This window comes from Microvirga arabica, assembly GCF_016811235.1.
Classification (GTDB): Bacteria; Pseudomonadota; Alphaproteobacteria; order Rhizobiales; family Beijerinckiaceae; genus Microvirga; species Microvirga arabica.
Genome location: NZ_JAFBID010000027.1, coordinates 45011 through 67508, shown reverse-complemented (window position 1 = coordinate 67508; position 22498 = coordinate 45011). Strand labels below are relative to the sequence as shown.

22 protein-coding genes are annotated in these 22498 nt (G+C 63.2%); 15 read left to right on the top strand and 7 right to left on the bottom strand.

Annotated features, from left to right (window positions below):
* From JQC81_RS15320 to JQC81_RS15305, 4 genes are all read left to right on the top strand, one after another.
* A partial coding sequence (locus tag JQC81_RS15320) for an FAD-dependent oxidoreductase (RefSeq protein WP_203272669.1) occupies nt 1–201 on the top strand: 201 nt, incomplete at its 5' end.
* Between the two features lie 84 nt (nt 202–285).
* On the top strand, nt 286–1062 hold the full coding sequence (locus tag JQC81_RS15315; RefSeq protein WP_246520446.1) for an SDR family NAD(P)-dependent oxidoreductase: 777 nt from the start codon (nt 286–288) through the stop codon (nt 1060–1062).
* Nucleotides 1063–1154: 92 nt separating this feature from the next.
* A complete protein-coding gene (locus tag JQC81_RS15310) occupies nt 1155–2255 on the top strand; it encodes a spore photoproduct lyase family protein (protein ID WP_203272668.1) in 1101 nt (366 codons plus the stop codon).
* A 92-nt stretch (nt 2256–2347) separates the two neighbouring features.
* Nucleotides 2348–2545 (top strand): hypothetical protein, encoded by a 198-nt coding sequence (locus JQC81_RS15305; protein WP_203272667.1) that lies wholly within the window; start codon nt 2348–2350, stop codon nt 2543–2545.
* Nucleotides 2546–2578: 33 nt separating this feature from the next.
* Here JQC81_RS15305 and JQC81_RS15300 read toward each other — a convergent pair whose 3' ends face one another.
* A complete protein-coding gene (locus JQC81_RS15300; protein ID WP_203272666.1) occupies nt 2579–2776 on the bottom strand; it encodes a hypothetical protein in 198 nt (65 codons plus the stop codon).
* A gap of 193 nt (nt 2777–2969) precedes the next feature.
* On the opposite strand from JQC81_RS15300, the gene JQC81_RS15295 reads away from it, so the two are divergent.
* Entirely contained in the window at nt 2970–3806 is an 837-nt protein-coding gene (locus JQC81_RS15295; RefSeq protein WP_203272665.1) for a DUF2243 domain-containing protein, read from the top strand.
* 16 nt (nt 3807–3822) lie between these two features.
* On the opposite strand, the gene JQC81_RS15290 is transcribed toward JQC81_RS15295, so the two are convergent.
* A complete protein-coding gene (locus tag JQC81_RS15290; protein ID WP_203272664.1) occupies nt 3823–4200 on the bottom strand; it encodes a hypothetical protein in 378 nt (125 codons plus the stop codon).
* Nucleotides 4201–4341: 141 nt separating this feature from the next.
* On the opposite strand from JQC81_RS15290, the gene JQC81_RS15285 reads away from it, so the two are divergent.
* Both JQC81_RS15285 and JQC81_RS15280 read left to right on the top strand, forming a co-directional pair.
* On the top strand, nt 4342–6390 hold the full coding sequence (locus tag JQC81_RS15285; RefSeq protein WP_203272663.1) for a prolyl oligopeptidase family serine peptidase: 2049 nt from the start codon (nt 4342–4344) through the stop codon (nt 6388–6390).
* Nucleotides 6391–6684: 294 nt separating this feature from the next.
* Nucleotides 6685–9114 (top strand): helicase-related protein, encoded by a 2430-nt coding sequence (locus JQC81_RS15280; RefSeq protein WP_203272662.1) that lies wholly within the window; start codon nt 6685–6687, stop codon nt 9112–9114.
* Here the strand turns inward: JQC81_RS15280 and JQC81_RS15275 are convergent.
* Nucleotides 9111–10280: a M20 aminoacylase family protein gene (locus JQC81_RS15275; RefSeq protein ID WP_203272661.1), complete on the bottom strand. Its 1170-nt coding sequence runs from the start codon at nt 10278–10280 to the stop codon at nt 9111–9113. The two genes, JQC81_RS15280 and JQC81_RS15275, sit on opposite strands and share 4 nt — an antisense overlap.
* Before the next feature lie 99 nt (nt 10281–10379).
* On the opposite strand from JQC81_RS15275, the gene JQC81_RS15270 reads away from it, so the two are divergent.
* From JQC81_RS15270 to JQC81_RS15245, 6 genes are all read left to right on the top strand, one after another.
* The gene (locus JQC81_RS15270; protein WP_203272660.1) at nt 10380–11069 is read left to right on the top strand and encodes a phosphoribosyltransferase; all 690 of its coding nucleotides are present in this window, start codon (nt 10380–10382) and stop codon (nt 11067–11069) included.
* A gap of 165 nt (nt 11070–11234) precedes the next feature.
* On the top strand, nt 11235–12275 hold the full coding sequence (locus JQC81_RS15265; protein ID WP_203272659.1) for an ABC transporter substrate-binding protein: 1041 nt from the start codon (nt 11235–11237) through the stop codon (nt 12273–12275).
* Between the two features lie 10 nt (nt 12276–12285).
* Entirely contained in the window at nt 12286–13134 is an 849-nt protein-coding gene (locus JQC81_RS15260; RefSeq protein WP_203272658.1) for an ABC transporter permease, read from the top strand.
* The gene (locus JQC81_RS15255) at nt 13131–13922 is read left to right on the top strand and encodes an ABC transporter permease (RefSeq protein ID WP_376772410.1); all 792 of its coding nucleotides are present in this window, start codon (nt 13131–13133) and stop codon (nt 13920–13922) included. Before JQC81_RS15260 ends, JQC81_RS15255 begins: the two co-directional genes overlap by 4 nt.
* 6 nt (nt 13923–13928) lie before the next feature.
* Nucleotides 13929–14996 (top strand): ABC transporter ATP-binding protein, encoded by a 1068-nt coding sequence (locus JQC81_RS15250; protein WP_203272656.1) that lies wholly within the window; start codon nt 13929–13931, stop codon nt 14994–14996.
* Nucleotides 14996–16321, top strand: coding sequence for an amidohydrolase family protein (locus JQC81_RS15245; RefSeq protein WP_203272655.1), 1326 nt, complete (start codon nt 14996–14998; stop codon nt 16319–16321). Before JQC81_RS15250 ends, JQC81_RS15245 begins: the two co-directional genes overlap by 1 nt.
* A 3-nt stretch (nt 16322–16324) precedes the next feature.
* Here JQC81_RS15245 and JQC81_RS15240 read toward each other — a convergent pair whose 3' ends face one another.
* Nucleotides 16325–18199 carry an adenine deaminase gene (locus tag JQC81_RS15240; protein ID WP_203272654.1) on the bottom strand — a complete coding sequence of 625 codons (1875 nt, stop codon included), beginning with the start codon at nt 18197–18199 and terminating at the stop codon, nt 16325–16327.
* Nucleotides 18200–18279: 80 nt separating this feature from the next.
* Here JQC81_RS15240 and JQC81_RS15235 point away from each other — a divergent pair, with 80 nt between their 5' ends.
* Together JQC81_RS15235 and JQC81_RS15230 are read left to right on the top strand one after the other, a co-directional pair.
* Nucleotides 18280–19203: a nucleoside hydrolase gene (locus JQC81_RS15235; RefSeq protein WP_203272653.1), complete on the top strand. Its 924-nt coding sequence runs from the start codon at nt 18280–18282 to the stop codon at nt 19201–19203.
* A gap of 35 nt (nt 19204–19238) precedes the next feature.
* Entirely contained in the window at nt 19239–19769 is a 531-nt protein-coding gene (locus JQC81_RS15230) for an ankyrin repeat domain-containing protein (protein ID WP_203272652.1), read from the top strand.
* Between the two features lie 16 nt (nt 19770–19785).
* On the opposite strand, the gene JQC81_RS15225 is transcribed toward JQC81_RS15230, so the two are convergent.
* Genes JQC81_RS15225 through JQC81_RS15215 form a run of 3 tightly spaced genes read right to left on the bottom strand, consistent with a single transcriptional unit; the run spans nt 19786 to nt 22495 of the window.
* Nucleotides 19786–20634 (bottom strand): SAM-dependent methyltransferase, encoded by an 849-nt coding sequence (locus JQC81_RS15225; protein ID WP_203272651.1) that lies wholly within the window; start codon nt 20632–20634, stop codon nt 19786–19788.
* On the bottom strand, nt 20631–21785 hold the full coding sequence (locus JQC81_RS15220) for an NAD(P)/FAD-dependent oxidoreductase (protein WP_203272650.1): 1155 nt from the start codon (nt 21783–21785) through the stop codon (nt 20631–20633). Before JQC81_RS15220 ends, JQC81_RS15225 begins: the two co-directional genes overlap by 4 nt.
* Nucleotides 21782–22495: a methyltransferase domain-containing protein gene (locus JQC81_RS15215; RefSeq protein ID WP_203272649.1), complete on the bottom strand. Its 714-nt coding sequence runs from the start codon at nt 22493–22495 to the stop codon at nt 21782–21784. Before JQC81_RS15215 ends, JQC81_RS15220 begins: the two co-directional genes overlap by 4 nt.
* Nucleotides 22496–22498 lie beyond the last annotated feature (3 nt).

Here is a 22498-nt window from a genome sequence, read left to right as displayed (position 1 = left end):
TGGATGGGCTTTCGTCCCTCGATCCCGGATTCCCTGCCGGTGATCGGGCCCGCCGGACGTGACCAGCGCGTGATCTATGCCTTCGGTCATGGGCATTACGGCCTCACCCAGGCAGCTATCACGGTCCAGATGGTGGCAGGCATGATTGAGGCGCGACCAAGCTCGGTCGACGAGAGGCCGTTCTCTGCTCAGCGCTTCTGATCCGGCTGCCTTGTTCACGAAAACCGGAGGTGGATCCGAGCAGGGATGAAAGTTCTTTCCCTGCACAAGGGCGGCCGCACATAATTGGGCGTCATTCCTATCGAGTTTCCCATTACCTCATCGAACCTGCTGGCCAGTCTTGAGCGGCCTTCGCGAGCCGCTGTCATTGGCGCTTCGGGAGGGATTGGAAGGGCTGTCACGGAGCGACTGGCCGCGGAAGGGTTCGAAGCTGTTCATGCTCTGTCGCGCAGGGGTCTTGGCAGCGAGTACCAAGGCGTACGCTCCGGAGCCATCGATATCGAGCACGAGCCCAGCATTGCCGCGGCGGCCGTGGAACTCCAAGACGGCGCGCCTTTGCGCCTTGTTCTTGTGGCAACCGGGCTTCTCCATGCCGTCGATCAACAGCCGGAGAAAACCTATCGAATCCTCGATCCGGAACTCCTGGCCCGAAGCTTTCGCGTCAACGCCATTGGTCCTGCGCTTGTCGCCAAGCACATGCTCCCTCTGCTGCCAAAGAGCGGGAAGAGCATCTTCGCCGTGATCTCGGCCCGTATCGGCAGCATCGAGGACAACCGGCTCGGTGGATGGTACGGCTACCGCGCCTCGAAGGCTGCCCTCAACCAGTTCATACGGACCCTGGCGGTCGAGGTCAGGCGCCAGAAGCCCGACACCATCTGTGTTGCCCTTCATCCTGGAACCGTCGATACGGCTTTGAGCCAGCCTTTCCAAACTGGGGTTGAGAGCGGAAAGCTTTTCACCCCTGCCTATGCAGCCGAGCGGTTGCTTGCTGTCCTCGACGGTCTCACGGCTGCGGACAGCGGCGGGTTCTTCGCCTGGGATGGACAGCGCATCCCGTTCTGAGGTTTGTGTCCGAACCAATCTGCAGCTGTGGCAGATTGCCCGCCAAGGACCTCGCGTTCCCGGTCGGCGTTCCCTCCGCTGTAGGAGATGCCGTGTTGAACGCCGGACTGGCCCTGGATGGGAAGAGGGAGGCTGCACCGAAGCTGTGGCGACCCAGGCGCGTGCTCGTGACGCCGGCTGCGCTGGAGTGGGAGCATGGCCGCGCCATCCTTGAACGAGCGTCCGCGCTGGGCTCTGAGATCATCGAGCTGAAAAGCAACCGCCTGACGGGTTTGAGCGGAGACAATGAGCGGCAGAGCTATGTGAATGCTAAAACCACCCTCGCGGTTGTCGTAGCGCCTCCGAGCAAGCTTCGGCTGCAACCGATCCCGCCGAGCGCGGACTGGCGGGCCGATCTTGAGGAGGGGTGCCCGGCTCATTGCCAGTATTGCTACCTCGCCGGCTCCCTTTCGGGCCCTCCTGTCACAAGGGTCTACGCCAATCTGCCCGAGATCCTCGGCAACCTTGAAGACTATGTCGGCAGGGGAGCCGTGACCTCCCGGTCCGCGGACCGCATGCACGAGGGCACCACGTTCGAGGCATCCTGCTATACCGATCCCTTGGGAATCGAGCATCTCACCGGCTCGCTTGCTGCAACCATCGCGCACTTCGGATCCTGGCAGGCTCCCGTGAAGCTTCGCTTCACCACCAAGTACGATGCGGTCCAGCCACTGCTCGGAATCCCGCATAGCCGACGCACCCGGATCCGCTTCTCCGTCAACGCAAAGCCGGCGGCTCGCTTCGAGGGCGGCACCGCACCCGTTTCAGCGCGGCTGAACGCCATGCGACTGGCAGCCTTGGCCGGCTACAGGGTGGGCCTGACGATTGCACCGATCATGCCTGTCGAGAACTGGCGCGAGGCCTACGGCACCTTGCTCGAGGATGCCGCTGCCGCAACCCGGGATGTGCCGGATCTCGACTTGTCGGTGGAACTGATCACCCACCGGTTCACGCCAGGGTCCAAGACCGTCCTGAACGGGTGGTATCCCGGCTCGGACCTCGACATGGACGAACAGACACGGGCTCGGAAGACAACAAAGTTCAATTCGGTCAAGTATGTGTACACGTCCGATGTCATGAAGGAGATGCGGGGCTTCTTCGAGAACGCGATAGGAAGCACTCTCCCGTACGCTCGAATCCTGTACTGGACCTAGTAGCTAACCGGCTGACATTGGTTGGGATCAAGGAAACACCCGAACGCTCCGTCATGATGCGCAGAGCTCCTGCCACGGGAATGGAGGCTCACATGCTCAGCTGGATCGTTCGACTCCGGATGATCGCGGTCGGCTTCGTGACGAGTTGGTTCGTTGCCAAGGAAGCGCCGATCTTCGGCGTCGCGCAGGTGATGATGACTCTTGTCCTGGTTGCGCTCATCGTTGCCGTCGTGGCGTTCTGGCCGCAACGCTGGACGGCGGTCCTCAACCGCTTTCATAGACCTCGCTGAAGGAGCCGGCGCAGCCCGAGTTTCAAGATTCTTTTAGTGCTGAACTCCGAGCGGCCAAGGTGCAAACAGGTTGGGGCGTCTCCACAGCACGAAGTGGTCCTGCTCGGCGAGTTTCAGGCCGGTGTCCTTTTCCAAGAAGGCAATCTGCGCCTCGATCGTCTTGAGTTGTCGCTCAAGCTTTGCAGCGCGACGGGCTTTGGAGTCAGACGGCTTTCTTTTCCTGCTCTTCATCTGGCACCTCATGGTCCGAAAAGCAGCCTTCGCTCTCCTTGCTGAAGAAGACGAGTGCCGAGGTTCGGATGGCCATGCTTGTGCCCCCTGCTAATCGTTCGTTGTATTGTTGATTCGAATCCTACCTGAGAGGCGCCTCCTCGTCTGTCAGGAACCCGACACATCAAACGCAAGCGTAAACATAGATTAACCCTTGAAACTTGGATCGGCACTGACGGTTGAGAGATTGGAACGGCTCTTCAACCCAGGGCGCATCGTGGCAATCACCGCATCCCGACGTTATCATCCATGGCCGGGCTATGTGCTCGGCTTCGCCCTCGGCGGCTTCTTCGATGGAATCCTGCTCCACCAGATCCTGCAATGGCATCATCTCCTGAGTGCCATGAACGGCGACGACATCCGGTTCCAGGTCGCTGCCGACGGCTATTTTCACGCTCTGATGTACGTGATCGCCGCTATTGGACTTTGGATGTTGTGGGTCTCGCGGCGCAACCCCGCTGGGATGTCCGGCCGTCTGCTGATCGCCGGCATCCTGATCGGCTTCGGTGCCTGGCACGTGGCCGATGCCGCTCTCTCGCATTGGCTGCTCGGCATCCACCGCATCAGGATGGACAGCAGCAGCCCGCTCTTCTGGGACCTGCTTTGGCTTGGCATCTTCGGTCTCGTGCCGGTGATCCTCGGATGGATTTTGAACTGGCCGAAGAACGACGGGTCCAGGGCTTTCAACTCGTCCGCTCCGACCCGAACATTGGTCACCCTCATGGTTGTCGGAGCAGGAGCTTTAGGAATCTGGCCTCTGCGTGGCAATGAATTCACCACGGTGATGTTCCCCCCGGGCACAGGGCAGGAGCATGTGATCAGATCCCTCGCATCGGTCGACGCGAAGCTGGTCTGGATGGACGGCAGCGGGGATCTCGCCGTCGCCCGACTCGCTGGCGGGCAATCGGCGTGGAGGCTGTTTCGGCACGGCGCGATTCTGGTCACCGGAGCCGGACTTCCTGCAGGCTGCCTCAACTATCTGCGTACCTGATCCTATCCGTCGCGTCTCAGCGCCTGCGCAGCCGCTCGATGGCTTCCTTGTGCGCGGCAGGATCGACGTCGTACTCGGCCGCGAGGCGCTCGATCTCGGCCTGTCTGTCCTCGGCACTGAGCCTGGGGTTGAGGCTCGCGACCGCAGCCAGAAACGATGCCCCGGCAAAAACCGGGTCGCGGCGGCGGGCGGTCTGGTCGCGTTCCTTCTTCAACTCCGCCTGTCGCTTATTGTAGGTCTCAAGCGGGCCCAGTGCCCGAAGGGCGCGGTTGCGCAGAGCCGGGGCAGGAAGGTCATGTTCCTGGGCGATATCCTGCAAGGCGCTTTCCGGATCCTCTCCTGCGAGCAGCGCTTCCGCGAGTTCTTCCAACGCTGAAACGAACGGATCCATCATGGCCCCTTTCTCGATGGTTTGACCATCAACGGATGGTGAACGGTTCGGTTCGCCACCAGGATGTTGTCGCAGGCCTCAGTTGACCAATAATCCTGTTGTCGATTGTCTCACGCCCCTCAAGCCCATCTGGGCGGAATCCACATGAAGGTCGAACAGATGCAGGAACGTACCGATCCCTATCTCTGGCTGGAGAATGTGGAAGGCGAGGAGGCGCTCGCCTGGGTAAGAACCCATAACGAAACCACCAAGGTGGCCTTGTGCGACCAGGCTTTCGAAGCCGACAAGAAGGCCCTTTACGAGATCTCGACCCGTCCCGACAATATCCCGTTCATCACCCGCCGACGCGGGCAGCTCTACAATTTCTGGCAGGACGCTGCCCACGTGCGCGGCTTGTGGCGGCGCACCTCCATGGAGGATTACCGCCAGCCGGAGCCGACTTGGGAGACGGTTCTCGACATTGACGCGCTTGCAGGCCTGGAGGGGGAGGACTGGGTCTGGAAAGGCTGTGGCACGCTTCAGCCGGAACAGCGCTACGGCTTGGTGAGCTTGTCCCGGGGCGGTGCCGATGCCGTGGTGGTCCGTGAGTTCGATCTCATCGAGAAACGGTTCATCGAAGACGGCTTTGCACTCCAGGAGGCCAAGGGTGGGGCGGCCTGGCTCGATCAGGATACGCTCCTTGTCTCGACCACCCTCGGGGCAAATGCCGCGACCGCTTCAGGCTATCCGCGAACCGTGCGCCTGTGGCGCCGCGGCTCGGATTTCATGCAGGCGCCTGTGCTGTTCGAGGGCGAGGCCAGCGACATCTACATTTCGGCCTCGGTTGACCGCGAGCCCGGATATGAACGCACCTTCTACCGGCGACAGATCACCTTCGAGGAGGGGATCAGCTACCTCGCGCGCGAGGACGGCGAACCCCTGCTGATCGATCTGCCGCTCGATGCCCGCTTCGACGTGGAGAAGGATTGGCTCGTCGTGAAGCTGAAAAGCGACTGGGCCCTGCCGGAGCGCACCTATCCGGCCGATGTGCTCCTGGCGATCAGCTTCTCGCGCTTCCTTGAAGGAGACCGCCAGTTCGAGGTGCTGTTCGAACCCGGTCCCCGGCGGGTTCTCTCCGGCTTCTGGTGGACGAAGTCCCGGCTGGTGCTCACGGTTCTCGACAACCTCGCCAGCCAGATCTGGCTCGGAACGCCCGGCTCGCCGTGGAGCCTGGAGCAACTGGAGGGGCTGCCGGACACGGCTTCCATCCATGCCGTGTCGCTAGATGCGAGCCAGTTGGAGCGAACCGACGAGCTTCTCCTGACGATCTCCAGCTTCGTCGAGCCGACGAAGCTGGCACTCGTGACGGAGGACAAGCGGATCGAGGTGCTGAAGGAAGCGCCCGCCGCCTTCGACGCATCCGGCCTGGAGGTGACGCGCCACGAGGCGGTCTCGGTGGATGGGGAGCGGATCCCTTACTACCAGATTGGTCCGAACGGCCAGGACGGGCCGCGCCCGACGGTGCTCTACGGGTATGGTGGCTTCTCCGTCTCGATGACGCCGGGCTATCTCGGAGGCATCGGCAAGACTTGGCTGGAGCGGGGCAATGTCTGGGTCGTGGCCAACATCCGCGGCGGGGGAGAGTTCGGAGCGGCTTGGCACAAGGCCGGCATGCGCGAGGGCAAGCGCCTGTCTCACGATGATTTCGCCGCCATCGCCCAGGATCTCGCCACACGGGGCGTGACGACGCCGAGGCAGCTGGCGGCCTATGGCGGCTCCAACGGCGGCCTGCTCGTGGGCAACATGCTCACTCGCTATCCCGAACGCTTCGGAGCGATCTGGTGCACCGTGCCGCTCCTCGACATGCAGCGCTATACGCGCCTTCTGGCCGGGCCGAGCTGGGTGGCAGAATATGGTGATCCGAATAGACCCGAGGATTGGGCCTACATGGCGGGCTTCTCCGCCTACCAGAACCTGGAGGTGGGCCGCGCCTATCCTCCCGCGCTGCTTGTGACATCCCGACGGGACGACCGCGTCCACCCCGGCCATGCCCGAAAGATGGCAGCCAAGCTTGAGGCCATGAAGCAGCCGGTCTTCTTCTACGAGCCTGACGATGGCGGGCATGGCGCCGCCAACAAGGAGCAGGCGGCTTTTCTCTCCGCGTTGGGCCTGTCTTTCCTGCGAAGGACGCTGAAGGGCGAAGGTACAGCGTGAGCCGGAACAGGCTCTATTGGGCAGGGGATAAGGCATTGCGGAGGAGAGCTGCCCATAGCCAGCAGCTCCCTTGATATTGCACTCTGCAGTAATCACATAGGAAAAGCGCGGCACCTCAACATCTTACCCCCCTGCATCGATCCCAAGAGCATGGCCGGAGCAGCGGGGTCGTCATCGCTTCACAGCGACACTCGAAAACATCTGCAGCCTTCTGGAGTTTACCCGGACACGCGGCGCAAGCTGCGACGACAGGCTGTCCATGAAAGAGGCGGGAGCCGCCTTTCGGAAATCTGAATGTCCAAGAAATCGAAGAACCTTGTCAGCCTCAACCACCTGCCGGGCATCCTGCTCGCCAGCCAGGCCGAATGCGACCGCTGGATCGAGGCCGGGCTGATCCCGGTGGCGGAGCGCCGGACTGTGCAGCGGCGCGGGCGCAGCGTCGAAGAGCCGATGTTCGACCCTGAGGTCGTCGTGCCGCTTGCCGCTCAGGTTCCGTCTTGGCGAGGGCAGGGCGATGAGAGTGGATCCGCCCAGCGTTCTCATGGGCGCCGAAAGGACAGCGACCAGTCTCCCGACGATGCGGCTCATCGGCGGCGCCAGAGCATCCTGGCGCCTGTCCGCAGGAACACGGGCATCTATATCGCCGAGGACATCCGTCGGATCGAGAGCGGCCGCTGGAAGCCTGAGCGCGTTTTCGCTGGTTATCGGGCGGTATTCAGCCAGCCGATGCAGGTCCTGCCCGACAGCGAGCCCATCGAGATCGCCACCGAGTTTGCCTTCACCGAACCCGTCGAGGTCGCGGCCGTGGTATTGGCACCCGCCCGCGTGGAACGTGCCGAACTTGCGGCGGCTTCTGAGGCCCTGGAAGCCAGGCTCATCGAGCTGCGCGACGCCACGTTCGGGGCCTGCGAGCAGGAACTGGCTGGCTGGCGCGACGAGCTCGAGACTTATCTCGATGCCTTCGAGGACGCGGACGAGCGGCAGGCCATTCTTGGTGGCATTCGTGCCGCTCTCGACAAGCTTGATCGGGTCCACGCCTCCGACAAGGGCGGTCCGGCCGGTGCCGCACGCAATCTGCGCCAGAAGCTCGACGACTACCGTTCGAAAGCCGCCGCCCGCAGGCTCCGGCACCTGCGCGAGGCGCAGATCCGCGAGGCCTCTGGCTACGAGCGCTATGCGGCGATCTTCCCGGTCGCCCGCTCCCTCAATCGCCGCTTCGTGTTTCTGGCCGGGCCGACCAACTCAGGCAAAACCTATGAGGCGCTAAAGCTCGCGCGCGAGGCCGCGACCGCGGAAATTCTTTCGCCTCTGCGGCTCCTGGCGCTCGAGCATTTCGAGCGCATGAGCGAGGAGGGGCTTCCCGCCGGCATGGTCACAGGCGAGGAGCGAGTGCTGCCGGAAGGCGCGACGCATATCGCCCGGACCATCGAGACCCTCGATCTGCATCGCGTCGTCGATGTCTGCGTCATCGACGAGGTGCAGATGCTGGGGGACCCGAGCCGCGGCTGGGCCTGGACCCAGGCGATGGTTGGCGCTCCTGCAAAGCTCGTGGTGCTGACGGGTGCGCCGGAGGCGATCCCTCTCGTCGAACATTTGCTTGCCATGACCGGCGAACCGCTGGAGGTGAAGATCCTCAAGCGCAAGGGCCGGCTGCGCGTCGAGGGTGTGCCGGCCAATCTCAACAAGCTGATGCGAGGCGATGCCGTCGTGGCCTTCACCCGCCGCGATGTGCACGATCTGCGCACACGCCTCGTGCAGTCCGGGCGCACGGTGGCGACCGTCTACGGCGCGCTGGGTCCCGAAGTTCGCCGGGCCGAGGCCGCGCGCTTCCGCAATGGCGAGGCCGAGATCCTCGTGGCGACCGATGCCATCGGCATGGGGTTGAACATCGGACCGCTGCGGCGGGTCGTGTTCTCCACCTTGCGCAAGTTCGACGGTGTTCGCGACCGCCAGCTCACCGCCATGGAGATCAAGCAGATCGCCGGCCGGGCAGGGCGCTTCGGCCACCACGACGAAGGCCTCGTGACGGCTCTGCCCGATGTCGGCGGCTACGCCCAGGTGGAGAAGATCATCGGCAACGCGCTGACGGGTGATGCCGGAAAGCTGCGGGGCAAGGCCTATGTCCGCCCGAACCAGGAGACGGTGCTTTCGGCGAGCGAGGTGCTGCAGACCGACCGCCTCGGTCGCGTACTCCAGCACCTGAACGACACGCTTGTCGCCGGCCACCCGGATCTGCGCATGGCCGACATGGACGAGATGATCGAGCTGGCAACGCTCCTCGATACCGTCGACATGCCGATCCTCGACCGGTTGTCCTATTCCATGGCACCCGTCGATGGACGCGAGCAACTGGCCGTGGAGCTGCTCATCGATTGGGCCCGGCAGCATGCCCGCGACGGGCGTGTACAGGCGCCGGATTTCGGCGTTAACACGGATCTCCTGAAGCTGGAGGCCCGGGTGAAGATCGCCACGTCCTGGCTTTGGCTTGCCCAGCGCTATCCGGATGTCTTCCGGGATGTGGAGGAGGTGGTCGATCTGCGTGCCAGCCTCAACGCCAAGATTGAGGAGAAGCTGGTCACGACCTCAGTTTCGCAGCGCCGCAAGCCTGAGGACAAGGCGCGGCGGGACAGGGGCAAGGCTCCGCAGAAGCAACGAAAGAATCGGCGCCGCCGGTCCGAGGCCGATGCCGGCGAGATGGAGCAGGTTCGCGCCAGGAGGCGCTAGGCTGCAAGCTCCTGCTCGACGAGCGCGACCCAAAAGGCGACGCCGGTTGGGATCGCCTCGTCGTTGAAGTCGTAAGCCGTGTTGTGGTGGAGCGCTCCGTTGACGGCGGGGCCGTTCCCGAGCCATACATAGGCGCCCGGGGCTGCCTCGCTGAAGAATGCGAAGTCATCGCCTGCGGTTGAGGGCTCGAAATTCGTTACGACTTTTGAGCCGCAGATCACCCGCGCCGCTCTCAACGCCTGCGCCGTGGCATCGGCATGGTTGATCACGGGAGGGATGCGCCTGCGGAACTCATATGAGACCTCGATGCCGAACATAGTCGCGACGCCGCTGGCAAGGCGCCCGATCTCCCTTTCAAGCTGATCGCGCACCTCGGCGGAGTAAGCCCGCGCCGTGCCGCCGATCTCGACCACATCGGGAATAACGTTGAGCGCCCGTGGATCACCGGCCTGTACCGAACACGCGCTGATCACGGCAGGCTGCAACGGGTTGACCACCCGCCCCACGACGGTCTGCAGAGCCGCGAGGAAGTGGCCGCTCGCCGTGATCGGATCCTTGCCGAGATGAGGCTTGGCCCCATGAGTGCCGACTCCCTTGAAGGTCACGAACCAGCTGTCCGATGATGCAAGCTGCGGGCCAGCGGTGACGGCCATCTCGTCCACGGCCAATCCCGGCATGTTGTGCAGGCCGTAGACCGCACCACAAGGAAAGAGGTCGAAGAGTCCATCCTCCACCATCGCCTTCGCCCCGCCCCGGCCTTCCTCCGCCGGCTGGAAGATGAAATGGACCGTACCGGAAAAGTTGCGGGTCCTAGCCAGGTAGCGAGCGGCTCCGACGAGCAGTGTGGTGTGCCCGTCATGCCCACAGGCATGCATCTTGCCGGGGAACTTCGACTTGTATGAACGCTCCGCCTGCTCCGGCATCGCCAGCGCGTCCATGTCGGCGCGAAGGCCAATGGTGCGCGTGCCGTTGCCGATCTGCAGGGTGCCGACGACGCCTGTCTTGCCCAGTCCCCGATAAATTCGAAGGCCTGCCTCCTCCAGCAGGGAAGCGACGATGCCGCTCGTCCGCTCCTCCTCGAACCCCAGTTCCGGATGGGCATGGAGATCCTGGCGGAGGCTGCGCAGGAATGGTAGGTCCGCCTGGATGAGGTCCTGAAGGAGCATGGTACTTTGATCCTGGATATGCCGGGTGGAATCGTTCGATAACCCGGCAGAGGACAACCCACAATCATTCTTCCCGCAGCCGACCGACAGGAACGATCAATGCAGCCCTACGAGTTCTGGCAGGAGATCCATCCGCCGTCGACCTTCGACGGACAACCGGCGGATGGGCATCGCGGCTTCTATCCGGCGGAGTTCGAGGATGGACGCCAGTTGCTCCTGCCGATCCGGGAACTGGCGGATGGAGAGCATGCCCTGGCATCTCTCATCATCAACCAGGCTGGTTTTGCCGTGGAGGACGCGCTGTGCGCCGGCCTCGCCGAGAAGGTCCGCGCTTTCGCCCCGGAGGTGGTGGTGGGGCTTCCGACCTTGGGGCTCACCCTGGCAAGAGGCACGGCCAGGAAGCTGGAGCACAGCCGCTATGTTCCCCTCGGAACCTCCCGCAAGTTCTGGTACCGGGAGGATCTGTCCGTGCCGATGACCTCCATCACGAGCCCGGACCAGCTCAAGCGGCTCTATCTCGACCCACGCATGCTGCCGTTGATCGAGAACAGGCGGGTTCTTCTGGTGGACGACGTGATCAGCAGCGGACGTTCCATCGCTGCCGCCCTGGAGCTCCTCTCCTTATGCGGGGTCCGACCCGTCGCCATCGGTGCGGCGATGCTCCAGACGGATGCCTGGCGAGACAAGCTCGCGGCCATCAGCCCGGAATGGCCGGAGCGGGTGGTCGGGGTGCTGCGGACGCCAAGGCTCAAGCGGACGGCTTCTGGGGGCTGGGCACCGGTTTTTTGATTTGCGAGCTTTTTGAGCAGAATGTCTGTAACGTGGGCAAAGTCCGTGAGGGGCAGGGCTTTTCCATGGCCATGGTTGTGTTAATGCCTACGGCACCAGGGCAGGGGCCCCCGACCGGGAGACGACCCTGTCGGCAGCGAAACATTGGAACCTAGGAGATCTGAGATGGTAGGGCGTTGGTACAAACCTCTTGTCAGTACGGCCTTTCTTCTGGCGGCGCTGTCTTCAGCCCCGGCTATGGCTCAGAACAAAACGCTGACGATCTCCTGGTGGGGCTTCAACGGCGACAAGCTGGAAGAGATTGTGCTCAAGCCGTTCCGCGCCCAATGCGGCTGCGAACTGGTCTTCGAGACCGGCAACAACGCCGACCGCCTGAACAAGATCAAGATCCGCGGCGGCAGCGGCGTCGATGTGGTCTATCTCACCGACAGCTTCTCCCAGCTCGGCATTCAGGAAGGCTTGTTCCAGCCGGTCGACCGCTCCAAGCTCCCCAACCTGAACGGCATCTATGAGCTGGCCCGCGCACCGCAGGGGCAGTTCGGTCCCGCCTACACCATCGGCCGCGTCGGCATCATTTACGACAGCGCCAAGGTGAGCGCACCGATCACGTCCTGGAACGACCTATGGCGGGATGACCTGAAGCGCCGCATCTCGCTGCCCGGCATCACCACCACGGCCGGTCCGATGACCGTTCTGGTTGCGGCCAGCAAGGCGGGTGTCGATCCCTATAAGGACGAGAGCGCAGCCTTCAAAGCCCTCGAACAGCTGAAGCCCAACGTGGTGAAGAACTACAATACCGGCTCCGAGCTCGTGAACCTGTTCTCGACCGGCGAAGTTTCCGTCGCGATGGCGCAGGATTTCACCCTGGCCCAGATCCAGGCGGCCGTTCCGACCGTGCGCTGGGCGGAGCTGAAGGAGGGCGACTACGCCACTCTCAACACGGTGAACATTGCCAAAGGCGCGGCGAACCCCGACCTTGCGCATCAGTTCATCAACTTCATCCTCGATCCGAAAATCCAGCAGACGCTGGCCGAGCGCGGCGTGGATGCTCCGGTCGCCACCGCGGTGCAGCTGAAGCCCGAGGAGGCTGCCCGCTGGACTTATGGCCAGAAGATGATCTCGTCGCTCAAGCGCCTCGATTACGAGAAGCTCAATGCGGCCAAGAGCGATTGGATCGACGCCTGGAGCGAGGTCTTCGGGAAGTAATCCAGCGATCATGACCTCAAGACGTTTTTGGCGCCGCAGCGGCGCAACCGGGTGGGCGCTTTCCGCGCCCGCCACGCTCGCCGTCATCGGCTTCCTGCTCATCCCCATCGGGGCTGTGATCGCCGGCACCTTCATGGATCCGCGCGGGGTCTTTGCTCCCTATATTTCCTATTTCAACAGCGGCTTCCGCACGACGGTTCTGTTCCGGACGCTGCAGATTGCCGCCATCACGACGATCATCTCCCTGATTTTCGGCTTCATGACGGCCTATGTGGTCTCCCGTGCGCCGGGAAAGCTGAAGAGCCTGCTCATCGTCGCGGCCGTGTTCCCGCTTCTGACCGGCGTCGTGGTCCGGGCCTTTGCCTGGCTCATCATCCTGGGCCGCAACGGGATCCTAAACCAGACCCTGCTGGGGCTCGGCATCACGAGCGAGCCGCTGGAGATGCTCTATACGCAAGGAGCCGTCATCATCGGCATGGTTTATCTCTTTGTGCCGCTGATGGTGCTCTCGCTTGTCGGCGTACTTGAGAACATTCCCAAAGATGTGCTGCAGGCCTCCTCGTCGCTCGGGGCCTCGCCGCTCGCCACCTTCTGGCAGGTGCTTCTGCCCCTGGCAGTGCCCGGACTGATCGTCGGTGCGGTGCTCGTCTTCACCGGCAGCTTCACGGCCTACGCCACGCCGCAACTGCTCGGCGGCGAGCGCCAGACCGTGCTCGCCACACTGCTGCATCAGCGCGCCATGGTGTCCTTCGACTGGGTCGGAGCTTCGACCATTGCGGCCATCATGACAGTGATCACAATCACCATTGTTCTCGCGATGAGCCACATCGCCCGCCGCATCAATCCCATGGCAACCTGATGTCCGACAGACCTCATCCCTTTCTCATCGTCGTTGCGGGACTGGTCTATCTGTTCCTGATGCTGCCGCTGGTCATCGTGGTCGGCGCAGCGCTCAGCGACACCACCTATCTCACCTTCCCGCCGCAGGGACTGTCCCTGCGCTGGTTCGAAAACATCTTCGAGATCAGCGCTTTCCGGCGGACCATCGTGACGAGCCTGCAGATCGCCTTCCTGGGAACGATGATTGCCCTCCTGATCGGGATCCCTGCTGCCTATGCGCTCAACCGCTTCCGGATCGAGCTCCCGAAGTGGCTCGGGACATTGTTCGTGCTGCCGATCCTTGTCCCCGAGATCGTATTCGGTTTCGCTCTGCTCAAATCGTTCACGGTCGGAACCGGTGCACCGATCTTCCTGTCCCTTCTCATCGGTCATACGCTCATTGTGCTGCCCTATGTGGTCCGTGTGATCAGCGCGAGCCTCGCCTCGTTCGACTTCTCCGTCGAGGAGGCCGCGATCAGCCTCGGCAGTGCGCCTGTGAAGACCTTTTTCACTATCGTGCTGCCGAATATCAGGGCAGGGGTGATCGCGGCCTTCATCCTCGCTTTTATCACCTCGCTCAACGATGTGTCGGTGTCGCTCTTCCTGACCGGGCCGGGGATCAGCACGCTGCCGATCCAGATTCTCGCCCATGTGGAGCAGTTCTTCGACCCGACGGTCGCATCCGTCTCCGTGCTTCTGATGTTCCTCACCGTGGCCGTCATGGCCGTGGTGGAGCGGACCCTCGGCCTCACTTTTCTTGCAAAGTAGCTTTCCGTGACACAGCCCCTCGATCTCCAAGCCGTCTCGGCCCATTACGGAACGACCAAGGTTCTCGAAGACCTCTCGCTCTCGGTGCAGGCCGGTGAGCTCGTTTCGCTTCTCGGTGCCAGCGGCTGCGGCAAAACCACGACCCTGCGCCTGATCGCAGGTTTTCTCAGGCCGACCACGGGCTCAATCCAGCTCGGCGGACGCGACCTGACGCGCCTGCCGCCTCATAAGCGCGATATCGGCCTCGTCTTCCAGAACTACGCACTGTTCCCGCATCTCTCGGTGCTGGACAATGTGGCCTTCGGGCTGAAGCAGAGGGGCCTCGGATCCTCCGAGCGCCGCAAGCGCGCCATGGCCATGCTGGAACGCGTGGGGCTTTCCGCTCTTGCGGATCGAGCGCCCGGGGCGCTCTCGGGCGGTCAGAAACAGCGCGTTGCCTTGGCAAGAGCCCTCGTGATCGAGCCTCCGCTGCTGATGTTCGACGAGCCGCTTTCGAATCTCGATGCGAAGCTGCGCGTCGACATGCGGGTGGAGATCCGCCAGCTGCAGCGGTCGAACGGCACCACCTCGGTCTATGTCACGCACGACCAGGAGGAGGCTTTCTCGATCTCGGACCGTGTCGCCATCATGAGTGCCGGCCGGCTCATGCAGTTCGACAAGCCGGAGATTCTCTACCGGCGCCCCGCCAACACTTTCGTGGCCCGCTTCGTGGGCTTCGAGAACATCATCCCCCTCAAGGTCATCGCACGCGAAGGCGATGTGGTCACCGCTGAAACAGCCGGGGTCACCCTCCGGCTGTCGCAGGCCGTATATGGGGCGATTCCTGACACCTTCCTTCTCGCCACGCGGCCCGACGGCTTGGTGGTGTCGACGGACCCCGCCGCTGAAGGTCTTCCGGCCCGGTTGGGCCTGCGGACCTATCTCGGCCGGGCTTATCAGTATCAGTGCGAGACGGCAGCCGGACCTCTCATCGCCAACGGGAGCCTTACGGCGCCATTGGAGGCCGGCACGGGCGTGAAGCTTGTGCCTATGCCGGAGCAATGCACGATTCTGGCAAGCGAGGGAGCCAGGTAATGGCGTCTGTACTGATCAGGAATGCCTGCCTGCTCCCCATCGACGAACACATGAGTGTCATCGAGACGGGGTGGATCCACACCGAGGGAAGCACGATCCGGGCGCTCGGTTCCGGCGAGCCGCCGCAGGTGGACGGGGCTGAGATCATTGATGCCGAAGGCGACGTGATCATGCCCGGCATGGTCAATCCCCATGCCCATCTGGCGATGACGCTCTTCCGCGGCCTCGGTGAGGATGTCGACGACCGGCTGTTCCGCTACGTGCTGCCGATGGAGCGCAAGTTCGTCACCCCTGAGATGGTGCGCGTCGGTACGCTTCTCGGCGCTCTCGAATCCATCGAGGCTGGCGTCACCACCATCGCCGATATGTACTACTACGAGACGGAGGTCGGGCGGGCTCTCGATCAGGCTGGCTTGCGCGGTGTCGTCGGGCAGACGCTGGCGACCTTCAATCCGCCGGATCACAAGACCATCGACGAGGGCTTTGCGCTGGTCGAGGAACTCGTGTCCGAGTTTTCGGGGCACGACCGGATCACTCCCTCCATTGCCCCTCACGCGCCTTACTCGACCGATATCGAGGTGATGGCTAGCGTCGCCCGATGGGCTGAAGCGCATCGCGACGTGCCGGTGCAGCTCCATCTTGCTGAAATGGACAGCGAGATGGAATGGTGTCGCAAGAACCATGGATTGCGTCCCGTTGCCGTCGTGGAGAAGGCGGGCCTGCTGCTCCCGGGCCTGATCGCCGCTCACTGCCTGCACATCGATCCGTTCGAAATCGAACGCATGGCTAAAGCGGATGTGCGCGTCGCTCATAATGCCCGCTCGAACGCCAAGGCCGGGCGCGGTATTGCGCCTATTGAAGCCATGCGAGCTGCCGGCATCAAGGTGGGCATCGCCACCGATGGTCCGATGAGCGGCAATACGCTGGACCTGTTCAGCCAGTTCGGTTCGGTCTCCATGTTCCAGAAGTTGCTCGGCCACAGCCGCAAGCCCATGCCGGCCGCCCAGGTGATCCGCATGGCGACGCTTGAGGGTGCGCAAGTTCTGGGGCTCGACAGCCGCATCGGCTCGCTCGAGCCCGGCAAGCAGGCGGACCTCATCCGGATCGACCTCTCCGCGCCGCGCCTGCAGCCGGTCTACGACATCTACGCGACGCTCGTGTTCTCAGGCATGCCTATGGACGTGCAGGACGTGATGGTTGGCGGCCGGTGGATCATGCGCGACCGCGATGTGGAAAGCCTGGAGCGCAAGAAGATCATGCGCGATGCCGGGCAGATTGCAATGACCTTCAAGGCCGAGATGGCCCGGATCGACGCGGCGGGCTGACGCCTACCAGACGACCGGGTGCGTCTGCCCGGTCGCCACATTGACGAAACCCTGCGGGGCGGCCTCGCAAGGCGCGACCAGAACCCAGCGCCAAGGAGCGCAGGTGAGGGTGGCGAATTGCAGCCGTTCCGGAAAACCCGGATACCAGCGCGGCGAGAAGGTTGGCTCATAGAGCCATTCGATAGTTTCCGCGGCCGTATAAAGCTGCTGCATGTCAGCATCCAGTTCTTCCGCCAAACGCTGGGTCATCAGTCCACCGATCTCATAGCGCACCTCCGCCAGGACCTTGCCGCCACTGACGAGAACCCAGCCGCCACCGATCTCCGCCACGCGATTGGCCACCATCGCCATGGCTTCATCGGACGAGCCTACGATCCAAAGATTGTGCTTGTCATGCGCCACCGTACAGCCGACCGCGGTGTCAGGTGTCTTGGGCCCGCAGCCGAGCCAGAACATGCGCGAGATCTTTGCCTCACCGGAGAAGCGGTCGACAATGGCAAACTTGGTGATGTTTCGGGCCGGGTCGCGCTGAGCCTCGCCATGCGCGACGTGAAGCTCCATGGTGATGAAGTCGTCATGCCAGTGGAACGGCCGCAGCAGCGCTGCCTGCATGGTGGTCCGGCCCGGCTCTGCGGGAATCGCGAAATCCTGCGGTTCAATGGTGCGCTTGATGTTCACTGTCTTTGAGGCCCAGTCGGGCCAGTCTATGGCAGGCAGGGGACCGAGATACTCCTTGCCCTTCGACACCTGCCGTCCGTCAGCCCAGACCTCCGCGATGGAGACGGTTTCCACATCGTCGAGCAGCACGATATCGGCGAAGCGTCCCGGCGCGATGCTGCCGACCCAGGGCGTCAGACGCATGTGGCGCGCCGGGTTGATGGTCACACATTGAATGGCGATCTCTGGCGACAGGCCGGACTGGATGGCGAGCCGTACATTGTGATCTGTCGCTCCCATCTTCAAGGTATCCGACGCGCTGCGGTCGTCGGTGGCGAAGGCGATCTGAGACCAGTCGGAGAGGCCGCGCTCAAGCAGGCCTTGGATGATCGCCGGCATGGAATGCGGCCTGATCTCGATGAAGATGCCGTGGCGCAGCTTGTCCCACACCTCCTCGGCCGTCCAACCTTCATGATCGGACGCGAGGCCTGCCGCCGCGAAGGCATTGATGGAGTCGAGGTCCCGCAGGCCGGCGCCGTGACCTTCAACCACGCCGCGCTGCTCGAACGTCGCCTGGATCATTCCCCAGAGTCGCTTGTGCGACGGGTTTTCAGGGTTCCAGACGGCAGGCCAGTCCATCACCTCGTCAAGCCCGGCGACCATGATGCTTTGCCTCAGGAAGCTCTCTTGGTCGTCGTAGCCGTAATAGCCGCCACCCCATTCATAGGCTGTGGGCGGCACCGCCGAGCCGGGAAGCGGGAAGATCTTCATGGGCGAGCCATGCCGACGCGCCGTCAGCCAGAATTCCAGATTGTGCGGACCGTCGACATTTGAGAACTCATGGCTTGCCTCACAAGTCCAGGTGTTGCCGCGCGGGAGAACCAGCGCTGCCTCGTATTCCGGCGTGATGTGCGAACTTTCGATATGCTTGTGCACCTCGCCGAAACCTGGACCAGCGGCAAGGTTCGAGCGGTCTTCCTGCGCGAGGGCGGCTCCCGGGAAAGTGCCCGCGGGTCCGGTCCAGGCAATGCGACGGCCGCGGATCGCGATCTCCTGATCATCGAGCCATGTGCGGGTGTGGACATCGAGCAACCGCCCGACGCGCAGGAGCCGATCCGCTGGCCTCTTGCCCAATGCGACCAGAACCAGATCCTGGCGGATTGCCACCTCATCCACGGCATTCACCAGAAGATCGTCGGGAAGTGGGGCGGAACGGGTCACGGCGCACCTGTGGCTATGGTCAAAAGCGGCCCGCTGTCGGATAAGAAACCACACGGACCTGAAAGGTTTCTACCCCGATCATGACTCGCGCAAAACCCCGCCTGACCGTCATCGACACCGATCCCGGCATCGACGATGCCATCGGCATTCTCCTGGCGCTCGCTTCGCCCCAATTCAGCATCGCGGGAGTCACGACGGTGGCAGGCAACATCGGCATCGAAGCCACGACGCGCAATGCAGGCCGCCTTCTCGCATTCGCAGATCGGGAAGATATTCCGGTGTTCCAAGGAGCCTCCGCGCCACTGTCGCGGACAGGCCCCGAGCCGCTGAACCTGCACGGAGAGGACGGCATCGGCGGGGTTGCCCTGCCTGATCCCGCGTGGCTTCCCGAAAGCCAGCATGCCGTGGAATGGCTGGCCAATTTCCTGTTGGAGCAGCCGGCTGGCGCTGTTGACGTGCTCGCCCTTGGGCCGCTGACGAATCTGGCGCGCCTCGCTCTCGAGCGACCCGAGGCGGCAAGGCGCATTGGCCGGATAATCGCCATGGGCGGAGCAATCCATGAGCACGGCAATGTCGGGCCGCGTTCCGAGTTCAACCTGTGGGCCGATCCCGAGGCGGCGGCGGTTGTGGTCGCGTCGGGCCTGCCCCTCGTTCTCATTCCTCTCGACGTCACCCGCCGCGTACGCGCCACACGTGAGTTCGTTGAAACCCTGGCAGCAAACGTAAATCCGATGGCTGCCATGGTGGGCAGCCTCATCGAATCTTATTTTGAAGGTGCGGCGAACCGGGAGAGCCGCCCGCTCCACGATCCTTGCGTGATGCTATACGCCCTTGCGCCCGAACTCTTCCGCATCGAGGAGCTTCGCCTGAGCGTTGACACCGGAAATGGGGAGGCGGCTGGAGCGCTCACGATCAGCCCGGAGGGAAGTCTTGTGCAGGTGGCCCTTGGCGTCGATGGTCCCGCTGCTCTGGATCTTCTCGCCCGGCACCTCACCGCTATCTGAACCAGTACATCGCAGGCGAGAATCGAGAGAGCGCCATGACAGACGAGCCACCGAAGCCGCGCCCGGAGCCGGACGAGGAGACCATCGCCTTCGCTCAGCGCGTTTTCCAGCACGCGCGGGCCGGGCAGGCGCAAGAGTTGGGCGATCTTCTCCACATGGGTTTGCCGCCCAACCTGCGCAACGAGAAGGGCGACTCGCTTCTGATGCTGGCGAGCTATCATGGACATGCCGAGACCGTGCGGCTTCTGCTGCAGCATGGCGCCGATCCGGAACTCGCCAATGATCGGGGCCAGACGCCCCTCGCGGGCGCTGCCTTCAAGGGCGACGTGGCATCGGTGGAGTGCCTTCTCGACGGAGGCGCCGACGTGAACGGCCGGGGTGACGGCGGCAAGACTCCGCTCATGATCGCAGCCATGTTCAACCGGATCGAAATCGTCGAGATGCTGCTGGCGCGCGGAGCCGATCCTCAGGCGCGTGATGCCGGCGGGCTCACGGCAGATGCTCTGGCGAGCGCCATGGGTGCGTCCGATGCGGCGGAATTGCTCGTGCGCTCGGCCAATTCGTAGAGGATTTTTCGCGAGTCTACTTCGGCTTATGCGCCGTCATGAGACCGTAGCGCATCGATCCGGTCAGATAGGCGATCCAGATGCGTGGGACGCTGAGGGCGAAGATGCGGTTCCTGGCTCGGGCGTCCAGCAGATAGCGTCTGTATTGCCGATGGGTCAGGAGCTTCCTTGCCACCCGCCCCGTGCACAGCGCCCAAGTGCGCCTCACCCTGGCGCTGAGGTCTTCGAACCCATCGACCACGAGGCCGGCTTTGCTGGCCCATGCGCAATATTCCGACTCGTTGCCCATACCTGGCAAACGCCCCTCCCGGCAGATCGGCTCCAGCAGGTAGCGTTCCTCCCAGGAGCGGGCGCTATCACGCGCCAGCCAGGCACAGACGGCGAAGCGCCCGCCGGGACGGAGGGTGCGAGAGACCTCGTCGAAGAACCGCTGCTTGTCGGGCATGTGCTCGGAGCTCTCGATGGCGATCACACAGTCGAAGCTCTCGCTCTCAAACGTATTCCCGAGCCAGTCCTGCAGGTTAAAGTGCAGCAGGGGCGATGCGGCGCTACGGGTTTGCGCCTTCCGAAGCTGTACGGACGAGAGCGTGACGCCGGTCACGCGGACACCATAGCGACGCGCGAGCCACTCGGCCGTCGCGCCATAGCCGCAACCGACATCACAGATGTGTTGGCCAGGATGAAGCTCCAGTGCTCCGGCGAGATGGGCGAGGAGGGCCTCGACCGCCTCGCTCAGCGTCTCCCGACCGCTTTTCCAGAGGCCGTGATGGAGATGCTCACCCCAGATCTCGCGGTAGAACGGGTCAAGCTCGTCGTAATGCTCAGCGACAGCAGCGGATGTCTGAACTTTCCGTGGCACGATCATGGCAGTGCCAGTGCGCTTTGCATGGAGCCCTCCCGAAGTCTGGTGAAGGCCGCGACCTGCCGCATGAGGGAAGGCCATGTACGGCAGATCTGAAAGAGCGCCGACTGGCCCGGTCCGTAGCGCGCAGCCTTATTGAGCAAGAAGGCGAGCCGGACCTGCCGCCGTATGTCGGATGCCATCTTCCGATGGAAATCGCCGCCGGTGCAGCTATGGCGAAGAAATATCGAAGCAGCCAGACACCCGCTGTGAAGGGCTATCGACATGCCCTCACCGGTGAAAGAGGGGATAACACCCATCTGATCGCCAAGGCGGTAGAGCCCTTGAGCCTCGATCGCTTCGGGCTGATGAACGAAGCCATAAGGTATCTGGAAGATCGACAGGGGTTTGTCGAAAAGCGCGAGTGCGTCCCGCAGCCGGCCGGCTAAGAGCGGGGACTCACGGACGATATGTTCAGTCAGGCCGGTCCAACTCTTTCCGACATGCTCAAAGCGGTTCCGGGACACGACCAGACACAAGTTGGCGATCCCGCCCTCGATCAACTGCAGACCCGCATAGCCTTCATCGAACAGGACGACCTCGATGGCGCCGTCGAGGGCTGCTCGCTGGCGCTCCGAGAGCCGGTAGTGCATCTTGAAGCCGACGAGATCGTTGATGGATCCCGATGCCGAGCGCTTGACACCCCTGACATCATGCTTGCCGCTGGCCAGAAAGAGTGTTTCCGTCTGGATCTTGCCGAATGGTCCCGCGTCGATCCGAATGCCTGCTTCATCGGCTGCGATGGACCGCACGGTCGCGCCACGCACAACGCGAGCGCCGTACGCCACGGCCTTTTGCAAAAGCGTTTCGTCCAGAACCTTGCGGGAGATTCCGCGGGCCAAGAAGGGCAGCTCTGCGTCAGCCTGTCCCTCACGATGATACAGCCGCAGGCGCGAGATCCGGCTTGCGCCTAGACCTTCGAGATCGATGCCGAGATGGGCAAGATAGGCTTGCGCCTCGACACTGAGGAACTCGCCACAGGTTTTATGACGTAGTTGCAGATCGCGCTCAAGGAGAAGCGCCGAGCGGCCTTCCCGGCCCAGGACGCAGGCGGCCGAGGCTCCGGCGAGCCCTCCGCCTACGATCACGCACTCCTCGGTACGGTAGCCGCTCATTTCAATCGGCTTACGCAGAGGCGGAACGGAACATGCCACCGAATCTCTGCCGTTCCGGGCAAAAGGCCCGCTGCATGCAGGATCCTCTCCCAATCGTCTTTCCGGAAGCTGCGAGCGATGGAGACGGGCCCGTCGTGCTGGACGAAGCGATGCCAGCGAGCGACGCGGGCGAGGGCGCCGAAAGCATGAAACGGGACGGAATGACGGTGCAGGTCGGCAATGTACCAGCCGCGTGCCGCCACCTGTTCCATCCAGCGGATGAAAACTGCCAGCTCCTCATCCGACATGTGATGCGTCGTCTGGGAACTGATGATGAAGTCGATCGGCCGTTCGGGCTCGTAGTCGAAGACGTTGCCGGTTCGGTAATCGATGGAGACATCGGTGGGCGTGACCGCACGGGCAATCGTCTCGCTCATGGGGTTGAGGTCGACCCCAACCAGATCGACGATCCGTCTCTTACGGCGTCTCCAAGCATGGATTTTGCGCAGGAGATCGCCATAACCGTAACCCACATCGAGAACCGTCACACGCCCGCTCGGTGCCAGATTGCGGGTGGCGCGGTCGAGCCATGTCAGGATTGGGCCATGGGTCAGGGTCAAAGCATTGACCGTGGCGAGATCCTTCAGGCAGGCCCGGTAATCCTCGAAACTGACAGCCTCGGTGTCCATCAGCTCCGTCTCGTGGCTGCGCTCGGCGAAGCTTCGGCCCATGGC